The sequence below is a fragment of the Candidatus Eisenbacteria bacterium genome, from assembly GCA_018831195.1.
GTDB lineage: Bacteria > Eisenbacteria > RBG-16-71-46 > CAIMUX01 > JAHJDP01 > JAHJDP01.
In genome coordinates, this window is the sequence record JAHJDP010000107.1 from 19842 (window position 1) to 32754 (window position 12913).

The window sequence follows — 12913 nt, forward strand, 5'->3', positions numbered from 1 at the left end:
GATGTCCCACGTCTCGGTATCAGAGATCCTCTCCGCGCTTGGATCCCAGTTCATCGGCCTTCTGGTAAGCTCTCTGGGCTTTTTGATAGGCACCCTTCTTATCATAAGCGATCCCTTGATAGAAATGGGCGCGAGCGTTATCCGGCTCAAGCCTTAACAATTCATCCAATAGGCGAATTGTTTCATCGGGGCGATCCAATTTGTTATAGGTCAAAGCGAGATAATAAAGGGCGCGGGTATCCTTGGGTTCCCTGTCAAGCCCCCTATGAAGAGCCTTCAGCGCCGCCGTATAGAGTCCACGCTTGTAACAGAGGCGTCCTATCTGAAGAGTGGCATCCTGGTGGGTGGGATCCATCGCAAGAACCTTGCGTAAGCGATCCAAGGCCGCATCCGGTTCTGATTCTTCAAGGAGCAGGCCGAGATTGAAATGGGCTTCGATACATTTATCATCAAGCTCCGCAGCTCGATGGAATTCCGCCGCCGCTTCTTGTCCATAACCCTTTTCGGCGTAGAGCGTGCCCAGATTCAGATGCCCTTCAACATTTTCGGGCTCCAACTCCAGCACCCGGCGCAGCATTTCGACGGCGCGATCGGTATCCCCCATCCGTTCATAGAGAAGACCGAGATTGACCAGGGCGCCCCCCATCCTGGTGTCCCGCTCGAGGGCGTCATGGAAGTACCCCAGCGCCTCTTCATCCTCCCCCAATTCAAGTGAAACCAGTCCCATCCGAAACCGGGGCTCCGCCTCTTCCGGTGCAAGCTGGGCCGCCCGCCTGTACTCCTCAAGGGCTTCCCGGAACCGATCCAGACCCTCGAGACAGGATCCCCGCAGCCGCCAAAACTCCCATTGGTGCTTGAATTCCGACCCGCTCTGATTGAGGATTTCTGCAGCGCGTTTCGATTCACCCGCTTGCAGAAAAAGCATAACGCAGGTGCGCAGCGTGGACCAATCCCCCGGGTGTTTCCCGATGCGCAGCCGCAGTAGTTCCGCCGCGGCATGGGAGCGTCCAGTGGATCGATAGGTATCTAGAAGTTCTTGAAGGAGGATCTCATCATCCGGGCATTGCTTAAAACGGGTCTCCAGATCCTGGAGCCGCTGGGTTTCCTTTTCTGAGGACCGGGTGTCCACGAACGGGATCCCCTAGGTTAGGGTGAGGTTTCGTCAGACTCCTGGGTGACGTCATCCCCGCCCCACCAGGGTCGATAGCCTGGATAATACCCCAGTGCGTCATTCGCCGGCCGAAATTGCCAGGGTTGATAACCCCTGTAAGAGGCATACCCAAATGAAATCTGCGTATGCCGGGAGGGATTCCAGGTCACCTGAAGATCGCGGATCCCAAACTCCGTCTGATTCCCCCCGAAGGCATCGGCGAAAGCAGGATTCCAATCAACCCCAAGACTCATCCTCATTTTAAGGGTCGAAGAAACAGGATAGGTTAGATGGGTCAGATAGTCGCCGGAGGGTCCTTCAAGGAATCCGCCTGACGAATAGCCAAAAGAAACAGAATTGGAAACCTGAAGTTTTTCCAAACCGGAGACCGATCCCAGGAGCCAAGGCGTCGACTGGGTGGGGATTTTAAGGAGTCCGGGTTGTTGGGTTGTGATCCCGCTATCGGATGTGGCGCCCGCGGAAACCGCTCCCCATACACACAAGACTATCACGGCCAGGGTTCTTCGCATGCTAGACGACTCCCGGTAGATATGGTCCAACCTGGTACCCCTCACCTCAAATCTACTGCACGAAACTCCCTCCCGTCAAGATCATCGCCTTCATCCGGCACCTCTTCTTCCTCAATAAACCGGATGAGAAGTTTGAGGGCGATCTGTTTTTCCGATCCCCGCCTGGGGATCACCACCGGAACGATGATCTCTTGTGGCTGAAAATCCGCCGAGGCCGGTCCGGGCGGCGCATAGGGGGGTGGAACATTTTGCGGCAAGGGCGGCGGAGGGGGAGGCTCCTGTCTCATCCTCTCTTCTTTGGATTCCTCATCATGCGAGGCGATCATTCTCTGAGTCGGATCGGAGAGGCGGTCCTCGGTGATTCTCAAATCCGGCGGCGCCATGCGCGCCCCTTTCGAGATCGCCATCGGTTCCACCAGTTTCAAGGTAGGAACCTGTTCGGGTTCTGCCTTTGACTCTTCTTCTGAACCTTCTTTTGACCCTGCTGGATCGGACCATCCGGCAACGGGTTGAAGCGGCCGGACCGGCTCCTTTGTTGCATCCGTTTCAGCTGTTTCCTTACGTTCCTTCCCAAGCGGGATTGATTCCTGAATGGGCTTCAGCTCCAGATCCCTGTCGTCCGTTTGACCGGTCTTTTGAGCCGTGATTTCTTGGGGGAGATCCTCAGCCGGGGCCTGCCCTTTGGCTGGCGCCTCTTCCTGGCCATTCTTGGAGAACCACCGTTTGAATCGGGCGGTAAAACCATTTGATGGAGCATAGGCCGTCTCTTCCGGCTCCGCTTCCGTCTTTGCGATTTCCTGCGATGTGACGGAAAGGGATGGTTCGATCGGTGTCATTTCTTCCTTCGAAGGAATGTTCGACATTTCCTGCAGGTCCGCCACCGCCTCCACCGCCTCTTCCACCTCCTCCACCTCTTCCGGCCCCTCATCCATGATGGGCTGGATTTCCTCTTGCTCCTCAGGCTGATCCAGAATCTCCGCGGTCAGATCGGCTTCCGGTTGCGAGCCCGGCGGCGCCGGTGTCACAACTTGTACACCAATCTCCTCTGAGAGATGTCGGAGAAGAAGGCGGCTGATGGCCTTGAAGGTATCCAAGACCCCCTCCCCTGTCGTCGCCACCGCCTCAAACCATGGAACACCCGTTGGATTGAGAACCCGCTGCATTTCATCGATGCTCATGACATTCGGAAGATCCCGTTTGTTATACTGTATCGACCATGGAATATCATCTATGGACAATCCCTGTTCCCTGAGGTTCTCCTTAAGATTCTGGAGGCTCTCCACGTTTTCATCCATCTTGCCTCTTTGGGAATCGGCGACAAAAACAACGGCATCCACACCTTTAAGTACAAGTTTGCGCGTTGCATTGTAATAAACCTGTCCCGGCACGGTGTAGAGCAGAAATCGCGTTTTGAAACCGGCAAGTTCACCAAGATTGACGGGTAGAAAATCAAAGAAAAGGGTACGCTCCGTCTTTGTTTTGACAGAGACCATGCGACCCTTGTTCCCCTCCGGAACACTGCTAAAGATAGATTCCAGATTTGTCGTTTTCCCACTCAGTCCGGGGCCGTAATAGACGATCTTCGCGTTGATCTCCCTACCGGAGTAACTGACGAGAACCATGCCTCCTCCAATTCCCTGGGCAACGACCAGGGTTTGTCACTTCCTGCTGATGAAATGAGACCGGCGATAGCGGTATTGATTCCTAAATCCCTTCGCCGATGATCTTTAAAACCTAGACGTCCGAATGCCTCCCCTAACGGCATTCCGACGTTCCTCTTATCGGCCGCCCGGGCAAACACCTTGAAAGACCTGCTTTGAGGCGAACCACCATCTTTTGGACCCCGCACCCGCCTTCAACAGCTGTCGGGAAAGACGGTGCGGCCGGGAAACCTTCACTCCATCCACAACACCCGTAAATCCGGCGGCACGGGCGAGGGTGACAATCCTCTCATCCCCCTTTTCAAAGGGGAGAGCCAGCCACAAATCCCGCTCCTTTCGCTCGGTCCGCGGTAGATGAGCCATGAGCGTGTGACAGAAAAGTTCGAGATTCCAAGCGGCATCGGGTGTGCATAGGCTCTCCAGGCGGACGGGGGTATCCCAAAGGCCACCCAATCGGACCCCTTCTCGGAGAAGAACAGAAAGATCCAGGGAGGAGATCATCCCCTCATCTCCCAGTCTATTGGGATTCAGAAAGAGGGTGACGGGGATGTGCATCGCCTTTAAAAGAGGCCATACATAGTCCCTCTGGCACCGGCACCCACCCTCCAAGGCGACGACAAATGATTCGGTCGCCTTCATCCCATTCCGCCCAGGTGTAAGATCCTGGGATAGCTCGCCCGCTTGACAGAATCTGTAGCCCCTTTCTCTGTACTCCAGGAGGGTGGAACGAAGATGTGAAATGGTAGAATCGCCTGAGCCTCCTCCAGGGACGGCATGGCCGACGACGAGTACCTTGGCGCCCTCCATGAATCCAGGTACGGACCTGTTCGGACGCATCCATAGCGCCTGCAACATGAGAACCTCCTTTCCCACCCGATCAATGTTGCAATGAAAGTGCCGGAATAGAGATAGAAATTATATTGAGGCAATGTTGTTAATTTATTGAATTTCAATGCATTAGAATCATGTGTGAAAAAAAGAAGCCGCGGGGTGGAATCGACGGGATCCAGTGTGGACGGAACCCAACAGGTTGTGGCTATTTTTCTACCACTGAGGGGAAAGGGAATCAGGAATGTTTCGAGGCCGGGACCATCTCCAAAATCGTCCTAAGTCGTTCGAGTGCAACCCAGCCGATAGACCTAATCCTGCCTTTGGGGGCGGATTCAGGCGGCTCGGTCTCGGAGAACGCCTCGAGAAATTGTGAAAACTCCAAACCGTAGCTGGCCAAAAATTCCCCCTTTGCAAGAGCCTGGCGGATTTTGACCTCTCGGCCGGCGGCCCATCTCCGAAGCGCCCGATCGAGGAGTTCCTCCGGCGCAGAGGCTCTCCTCTCTGATTCTTTATCGGATTCCGAGGGGCTCTCGGGATGTTGAACCTGAATCGGTTCCCGTTGGTCCCCATCCGCTGTGGGAGAACTCATGGGTATCGGGGAAGCGTCACTCCATGTCGAAAGACCCTCTTCCTCATCAAACCGGGGTGGCTCAATCCAGAGAAGCCGCCCGCATCCCTCACAACGGAATTTGACACCGCAATCGGGAATCCAGTTGTTCTGGACATAATAAATCCGCTCACACTCGGGGCATCGGATCTTATGGCTGCTCATTCATTGAACCCACCTTTCAACCCACGCGATAAAGTGATACGCGGTCCCGGTAACGTCGCAGGAGTTCGTCGAGCATCCGTCTTGTCTTGGGATCGTCCGGATCGCGGAGATCGGCAGTCCACTGTTGCGCCTCCTGCCGGGCCAAGCTGATGAGGACAGCATCTCCCTGTAAATCCGCCATCTTCAGTGGGGGCAGTCCACTTTGGGCCACACCAAAGAAATCGCCGGGACCCCTGAATTTCAGATCTTCCTCTGCAACCCGGAAGCCATCCGTCTCTCTTACGAGAACTGATAATCTCTCCCTCGCCTCTGGAGATGTTTCGGATCCAACCATGAGGAAGAAATGGGATGGTTGCCGGCCGCGGCCCACCCGTCCCCGGAGTTGATGCAGTTGACTGAGTCCATATCGCTCCGGATGTTCCACTACCATAATATTCGCATTAGGTACATCAACGCCAACCTCGACAACCGTCGTTGTCACGAGAAGGTGAATATCGCCGGAGCAGAATTCCTGCATCAGCCGGTTTTTCTCCTCACCGGACAACCTCCCATGAAGCAATCCAATCCGGTACCGGCGCAGCAGTGGATGGGCCGCCAAGAGATCGGCCGTATCGGTGGCGGCCTTCAGATCGGAGAGTTCCGACTGCTCAATCAGAGGACACACGACGTAGATCTGGCACCCCTCCCCCAGCGATTGCGCGAGGAATGCGATCAGGTCATGACGCCGGGATTCGGGAACCCGCCGCGTGCGGGGAGGTCGGCGGCCGGGCGGTTTTTCATCCAGAATGGAGAGATCCAGATCACCATAAAGCGTCATCGCAAGCGTCCGCGGGATCGGTGTGGCTGTCATCACCAGGCCGTGGGGGGACCTCCCCTTCGACAGAAGCCGGGATCGCTGCAGAACACCGAATCGCTGTTGTTCATCGGCTATCACCAGGCCCAGCTGTTCGAACTGTATCTCATCCTGAATCAGGGCCTGGGTTCCCAAGGCCAATTTGGCCTCCCCGGAGATCAATCGGTCCCGGGCCTCCCGCTTCTCGCGAACCGGCATCCGCCCCAGCAGAAGACACCAAGGCAAACCCAGGGGATCCAGGATTTGCGCGGCGGTACGGGCGTGTTGTTGAGCCAGGATCTCCGTCGGGGCCATCAGGGCGACCTGCGCCCCGGCTTCTATCGCCGCGAGAGCCGCCAGGATGGCGACAATCGTCTTCCCCGACCCGACATCTCCCTCCAGCAGCCGGTTCATCGGGTAATCCCGGTCCAGATCGCCCAGTATTTCGGTGAGGACTCTCTCTTGCGCCCCCGTCAGCTGGAAGGGCAGGGAAGCCCTCGCCGCAGCCACCAGACGGTCCGTTCCCCGAAGAGGCAGCGCCATCCCCGGCCGGCGATATCTCTTTCGCTCCAGGGCCATTAGAAGCTGCAGGAAAAAAAGCTCATCGAAAGCCAACCGGCGGCGGGAAGCCTCTGCCTCAGCCATTGAATCAGGAAAATGAAGCCCTTCCAGGGCTTCCTCGATCGGCAGCAGTTTAAGGCGGCTACGAAGCTCAACGGGAATTGGATCGGTTAGATGTGGAAGAACGGTGTCGAGCGCCGAGCGGATGAGGGTGCGGAGCCCCCGTTGCCCGATTCCGGCTGTCAGCGGATAGATCGGCACAATCCGCCCGGAGGAGAGGGCGGGACCCTCCCGTTCGGTCAGGATATCAAACTCCGGATTGAGGATCTGGAGGCCCTGGTAAACCCCAACCGTGCCGGTGGCGGTCACTTTTACACCCGAACGAATGATCTTTTGCAGAAAGGGTTGGTTGAACCAGATCAATGAGATAGACCCTGTTTCGTCGGAGAGAAGGGCATGGAGATTGATTTTCCCCTGCCGTGTGCGGCGTTGGGAAACAGAACCGAACACACCCTCTATGGTTACCGTATTTCCGGGACGGAGAGAGGCGATGGGCACGATATGGGATCGATCGAGATAGGTCCGGGGCCGGTGGTGGAGGAGGTCTTCAATCGTGGCGATACCCAGGCGCTCGAGAATCTTTTTCCGCGCCGGGCCGGCCCCCTTGATGAACTGGACATCCATTTCGAGGTGTTTTCTGTGGGCCATGGATCCTCGCCCCTCTTTTCGGGCCCCTTTGTGACTCGTTCCCCGCTCGGAAGATGTGAGCGGGGTTGACGCCTCAATCCTCTGCCGTATAGGATAAGGCCTTGACCGTATCGAGCAAGGAGGAACTCAAATGTCTCGCATTTGTGACCGCTGTGGCAAGGGGATCCAATTCGGAAACCGGGTGAGCCACGCCCACAATGTCAATAAGCGGATTTGGAAACCGAATCTTCAGCGGGTTCGGGTGATCGTGGATGGAAAGCCGAAGCGGATAAGGCTCTGCACCGATTGTATCAAGAGCCCCGACATTCAAAAGAATGTGCGTGTACAAGCCACCCCACAGGAGAAGTCCGGGGTCTCGACCCCATAACCTCCCTTCTTCCGCCGGTGATGGCGGAGTCGCTGAAAACTGGAGACGGGCAACATGGCGCCACCGATCGTTTCGATTCGGGGCGTTTCCGTCTTTTTTGGTTCTTCCAGGGATGGAAGCGGAGGCCTATCGGCTCCAAAGACTCAGGGATGGAAGCGGAGGCCGTCATCATCAAGAACGGCGAACTCGAGGCGGTCGATACAACTTCCGGGCGAAACGAGTTCACAGGATCGGCCATCCACCGACCGGCTTTGTGAAGACTGCCGGTGGACGTGCCCGAAGATCATGGTATCGAAACCTCGCTTGAACTTCTCTGCTATGGCGCTTTCATCCATTTCCAATATTTTCTGTTCCGTTCGTGTCTGGTATTCAACGGATGAACGCATCATTTTTTTAATGACCCACTTGGCCGCAAACCACGGCAGCCAGCCGAAGAACATCTTGGCAAGGGGTGATCGGATCAACCGGCGGAAGCGCAGGTACCCCCCGTCGTTGCGGCATAGAAGATCGCCGTGGATGAGAAGGGTCCGTTTCCCATTAAGTAAAACTTCCGCCTCATCTCCGAGAATCCTAATATTGCTCCCGACATGGCGGGGGAAATGCTCTTCATAGGAAAAATCCCTGTTCCCAAAGATGATCCCGACACTTTTCACCGACTGCGCCAACTCTCTGAGAAGCTCGAGTTCCTTCGCATAATATTCGAACAATCCGCGGTTGCGTTCATACCAGAAATCAAAGAGATCGCCCAGGATATAGACCTGTAGATCGGCCGGGGATTCCGGTCGCTGTCGCATGATGTCCACAAAAGATCGAAACCTCTCCGTTCGTTCGGGAAATTCGGGATTCAGATGAATATCACTGATAAAACAGATCATCTTGTCATCCCCATGGCATGATCCGCACCAAGCATTCAGGCGGCCTTTCCATTCAATTTAACATTTGAAAGATATAGGAAAAGCGGGTGAATAGAAAGTCCGGGCTGCCTTACGCCAAGCCCGTTCTGCGATGGTGCGGCGGCGGATGGGCCCCGTCCCCAAGGCCGGGGATCAGAGTTCCTCAACCAGCGCGACATCGCCGAGAATGGCGCTGGGGAAGGCGAAGGGATCGATCAAATAGGCGTCCGCCCAGCATTTCAACCCCTCCTCGATCTTTCCCAGCCGGATTTGAACGCACCCGAGATCGCGCAGCAGCCGGGGATCGGTCGACAAGAAAGAGGCGGCGGAATGATAAGATTGTTCAGCCGTTTCGAGCTCCCCTTCCTCCTCCAGCAAAAGACCGCGCAAATAGGTCATCTGGAAGCTGGAAGGGAACCGCGCTTTAGCCGACTCCAGAATCTGAAGACCGTTTTCGATGCGCCCCTCCTTAAGATCGAGGGTGACGATAGCTTGAACGGCGATGCGGGCGACCTCGCGACGCGCGGCGTTCGCCAGCTCATCCAAAATCCCCCTGGCGGCCTCGGCCGTTCCCAATCCGAGCTGAGCCATCCCTTCAAGGAGACGCAGGCGCTCATCCCCCGGATGATTTTGCAAACCGCGCCGGGCGATTTCCAAGGCATCGGCATTTTTACGATCCCGAAGATGCCACCATCCCAGATCCGTCAGCGCGGCAACAAGAGAAAAGTGGCGCGCCGATTGTTCCAGCACCTCGCGGGCCGAACCCATATTTCGGGTCAGGGCAAGACAGCCGGCCAATAGATATTGGGCGCGCGGCTCTCCGGGCAGCCATTCCAGGTATCCGTTCAATAATTGGCGGGCCTCCTTGACCCGGTAGATCCGGATACAGGCCAAGGCCTTTAACAATACGGCATCCTGGTAATGCGGCTCCAAACGCAGGACTTCGGAAAGTGGAGGCAAGGCCTGATCCGGGCTGTTCCAGCGCAGATAGGTGATTCCCTTTTGAAGATACGCTTCCACATACCGGGGATTGATTTCCAAAGACTTGTTTAAATGTTCAATGGCCTCGCCATACCGGCCATTTTCTTGTAGTAATATCGACAACCGGCAACGGAGATCCGGATAGGTGGGATGTTTCTCGACGGCCCCCAGAAAATGTTGAAGGGCTTGGTCCTTTTCACCTTCGGCATAGGCGATCAGAGCCGCTTGCGTCTGATTCGCTGAATCGCGGAAATGATTCAATCGGGTTTCGAATTGTTCAAACCAGGAAGGAACATCCTCAGCGCGGGGATTTTCCGGCCGCCCGATCGCGAGATCGGTGGAACCCTCATCAAGCTTGGCCAGTTCGGCGAAAGCCTCCTCGACGCGATCCATCTTCCAAAGAACCAGCGCCAGCCATCCAAGCGCCTCATCATACCGCGGATTCAAACGCAAGGCCTCACTGAGGCGGATCAAGGCTCCTTCAAAATCGTTCCGCCGCGCCAGGAGACGACCGAGATGAAAGTGATAGTCCGGGAAAGTGGTCGGCGTCTTGACCGCCTCCCGCAGATCACTCTCCGCTCCGGACGGATCACCCTGGATTTCCTTGGCGAGACCGGAACGGACCAAAGCCTCAACCCGGTAGAAACGGGCCAATTCTCCGTAGGGGTGCGATGAGTCCTGAAGCTGCTGAAGGGCTTCCTCAAAGTGAGGGATCGCCTCGGAAAAGCGTCCCTTATTATACAATCCCATGGCTTGAGTGTAGGCGACCATAGCTTGTGACCGAAAAAGACGTCCTAAAAGCGACACGCGGGCCTCCTTTGTCGACCCGCGCTGCGCCACACCGCTTTATGCTGAGAGACTATCTCGCGATCCGCCTCCGGAAGGCCGGAATATCAAAAGTCCGCCGCCGCGGCCTGCGATCCCATCCCTCTTTGGGTGCAGAGGAGACGGGTGTCAACGGCAGCGGCATGACCGCCTCTTCCTCAATCTCTTGAGGATCCAGCGGCTCATCGTCTTCCTTCCTGTTCCAGAGCGGCAGATCGTCCAAAGAGGTTGGGGCCGGATCGATCGCACCTTTCCTCCAGGATCGGCTCATTGAATCGACCTCTGGAGTGGTATCCTGCGAAGCCGCTGCTTCATCGGCCGCCCGGTCGACAGCCATCGCCTCGAATCCGACGGCCTCGGCCCCCGCCGCCTCGCCTCCCATCGTCCCGGCTCCCACCATCTCAGCTCCCACTGTCCCGGGGAGTGGATCGGCGATTTCAAGCGGATTTTCGGATCTCTCGTTGCTCTTGTTGATCTCGGTTGTGATGCCGCGCTGCTTGGTGCCGAATCCGGTAGCCACCACCGTGACACGGACCTCTCCCTCCAGGGAGGGATCGATCACATTCCCAAGATAAACATGCGCTCCACGCCCGGCTGTCTCCTCGATCAATGTCACCGCTTCACTTAACTCGCCGATGCTGAGCTTTTGGCTTCCCGCGACATTGACCAGGACCGCCTCCGCGCCGGCGATGGAGACATCCTCCAACAGACGGTTGGAGATCGCCTGCTGGGCGGCGACCTTCGCGGCGCCCTCACCGGAGGCGACGCCGATCCCCATCAAGGCACTGCCGCCCCGCTTCATGACCGAGCGGACATCAGCGAAATCCCGATTCATGATACCGGGAATCGTGATCAATTCTGAAATACCCCGGGTCGCCTGATACAGCACCTCGTCAGCGGCGCGATAGGCTTCCTCCAAGGGGGTTTTGGCATCAAGAATCTCAAGGAGCTTCTGGTTGGGCACCACGATCAATGTATCGACAGATTCCCGAAGCTTTTCAATCCCGAGTACCGCCTGATCCGTCCGTGGTTGCCCCTCAAAGTTGAAGGGGGTGGTGACGACAGCGACAGAGAGGATATCCCGCTCCTTGGCGAGCCGGGCCAAGACCGGCGCAGCGCCGGTTCCTGTGCCCCCGCCCATCCCGGCGGCGATGAAGAGCATATCAACCCCCTGGATTTGCGCCTCCAGGGTCTCAGCGTCTTCCTCGGCGGCCTTCCGGCCGCGTTCGGGAAGCCCCCCGGTTCCTAGCCCCCGGGTTTCATCGACGCCGATCTGGAGCTTAGCCGGGCAGACGGAAACCTCCAGCGCCTGGAGATCGGTATTCATGACAAGGAACTCCAATCCTTCCAGACCCTCGAGGATCATTCTCCCCACGGCGTTCCCGCCGCATCCCCCGACACCGATGACTTTCAGCCGGGCCGGGCTCAAGACTTTGTCACTCGCTTCGATCAGCATGGGTCATCCCTCCTCAGTGCAGCCATCCTTGTTGAAAAGGCTCATTGCAAATGCTTGGTGAAAATCCTCTCGGAAGACCTCCTAGCCAATTTATAAGGCCAGACGGGCTTTAACAAATTCTTTTATGGGCCGGGTTACCTTATTTATGAGCTGTTTTTTGCCGGACTGCTCCTCAGGATTCCCCTCGGCCGCCATCTCCATCAGCAATCCCACCGCGCAACTCCAAGAAGGATTCAATCCTTCCGGCGGCAGATTGCCCAGGCCCGTCGGATGCCCGATCCGGACAGGGACTTGCAGGATCCGTTGGGCGTGCTGGGATAGCCCGATGAGATTGGCCCCTCCTCCGGTGAGGACCAGGCCTCCCTGCAGACGAGAGAGAGGCATCGTATATTGGATCTTGCGGACAACAAGACCGAGGATCTCCTCGACCCGCGGGCCCACGATCGAAGTGAGGAGGCTCGGGGCGACGTTTCGGGATCCATTGCCGCCCATGGCGGTGATTTCCGGCTCGTCCCGGCCCGTGGAGGATCCCGAGGCAAGACCCCAGCGGCACTTGACCATTTCGGCCTCGGCCAGCGGCGTGCGGAGTCCGACAGCCAGATCGTGGGTAATCCGATCGCACCCGACGCCGAGAATCGCCGTATCCTTGAGCGTGTCTTCATGGATAATGGTGATGCCTGTCGTCTGGGCGCCCAAATCGATGACAGCGACGCCCCAATGTTCCTCATCCGGATGAAGGACGGCCCGGGCGATCGCGAGAGGCGCGAGAATGATCCGGTCGGCCTTGTAGTGGATCCGCCCCAGCGCCTTTTGGAAATTCCGAACGACGGAGACCAGACCGGTGACGATATGGGCCTGGGCCTCCAATCTCTCCCCCCACATCCCCTCCGGTTCACGAATTCCGGACTGCCCATCGAGGATGTACTCCTGCTGGATCATATGGATCACTTCACGATCCGAGGGGATGCCCATCGCCTGGGCCGCCTGGAAGGCTTTCTGTTTATCAGCCGCCGAGACCTCCCGGTCTTTGCCCATGACCGGGACGACACCGCGTCCGTTGAAGCTGCGCACAGAATCATCCCCCAGACCCATCGCAATTTGCTCGAGAGGGAATCCACAGTCATTCTCGACTTGGTGCAAGACCGTTTCCATCGCATCGGAGGCGGCCTCAAGATGGACGACGGCGCCGGCGCGGATGCCCCTGGAGGCAACGGATCCGTGCCCAACGAGTTCCAGACGGCCCTCTTCCGTCATGTATCCAGCCACCGCATTGATGGTATGGCTTCCAACATCTAATCCGGCCAGTATCCTCATATACAATCTCCTTGCCGGTCTCCAAAGGCCTG

The 12913-nt window shown here is 57.1% G+C and carries 11 protein-coding genes; 1 reads left to right on the forward strand and 10 read right to left on the reverse strand.

Annotation, left to right across the window (positions count from 1 at the left end; genetic code table 11):
* Window positions 1-19: 19 nt before the first annotated feature.
* From KJ970_18700 to recG, 6 genes are all read right to left on the reverse strand, one after another.
* Window positions 20-1129, reverse strand: coding sequence for a tetratricopeptide repeat protein (locus KJ970_18700; protein ID MBU2692952.1), 1110 nt, complete (start codon window positions 1127-1129; stop codon window positions 20-22).
* 17 nt (window positions 1130-1146) lie between these two features.
* Window positions 1147-1680: a hypothetical protein gene (locus KJ970_18705; GenBank protein MBU2692953.1), complete on the reverse strand. Its 534-nt coding sequence runs from the start codon at window positions 1678-1680 to the stop codon at window positions 1147-1149.
* 41 nt (window positions 1681-1721) lie between these two features.
* On the reverse strand, window positions 1722-3302 hold the full coding sequence (locus KJ970_18710) for a hypothetical protein (protein ID MBU2692954.1): 1581 nt from the start codon (window positions 3300-3302) through the stop codon (window positions 1722-1724).
* Window positions 3303-3458: 156 nt separating this feature from the next.
* Window positions 3459-4196 (reverse strand): hypothetical protein, encoded by a 738-nt coding sequence (locus tag KJ970_18715; protein ID MBU2692955.1) that lies wholly within the window; start codon window positions 4194-4196, stop codon window positions 3459-3461.
* A 211-nt stretch (window positions 4197-4407) separates the two neighbouring features.
* On the reverse strand, window positions 4408-4944 hold the full coding sequence (locus KJ970_18720) for a zinc-ribbon domain-containing protein (protein MBU2692956.1): 537 nt from the start codon (window positions 4942-4944) through the stop codon (window positions 4408-4410).
* Window positions 4945-4960: 16 nt separating this feature from the next.
* Entirely contained in the window at window positions 4961-7045 is a 2085-nt protein-coding gene (gene recG / locus KJ970_18725) for an ATP-dependent DNA helicase RecG (protein MBU2692957.1), read from the reverse strand.
* 130 nt (window positions 7046-7175) lie between these two features.
* On the opposite strand from recG, the gene rpmB reads away from it, so the two are divergent.
* Window positions 7176-7412: a 50S ribosomal protein L28 gene (rpmB, locus tag KJ970_18730; protein MBU2692958.1), complete on the forward strand. Its 237-nt coding sequence runs from the start codon at window positions 7176-7178 to the stop codon at window positions 7410-7412.
* A 143-nt stretch (window positions 7413-7555) separates the two neighbouring features.
* Here the strand turns inward: rpmB and KJ970_18735 are convergent, their stop codons facing one another.
* The 4 genes from KJ970_18735 to ftsA form a co-directional block, all read right to left on the reverse strand.
* Window positions 7556-8287: a UDP-2,3-diacylglucosamine diphosphatase gene (locus KJ970_18735; protein MBU2692959.1), complete on the reverse strand. Its 732-nt coding sequence runs from the start codon at window positions 8285-8287 to the stop codon at window positions 7556-7558.
* Between the two features lie 171 nt (window positions 8288-8458).
* Window positions 8459-10093: a tetratricopeptide repeat protein gene (locus tag KJ970_18740; GenBank protein ID MBU2692960.1), complete on the reverse strand. Its 1635-nt coding sequence runs from the start codon at window positions 10091-10093 to the stop codon at window positions 8459-8461.
* Window positions 10094-10145: 52 nt separating this feature from the next.
* Window positions 10146-11567, reverse strand: a complete 1422-nt coding sequence (ftsZ, locus tag KJ970_18745; GenBank protein MBU2692961.1) for a cell division protein FtsZ — start codon at window positions 11565-11567, stop codon at window positions 10146-10148.
* Between the two features lie 90 nt (window positions 11568-11657).
* On the reverse strand, window positions 11658-12881 hold the full coding sequence (gene ftsA, locus KJ970_18750) for a cell division protein FtsA (protein MBU2692962.1): 1224 nt from the start codon (window positions 12879-12881) through the stop codon (window positions 11658-11660).
* Between the last annotated feature and the right edge of the window lie 32 nt (window positions 12882-12913).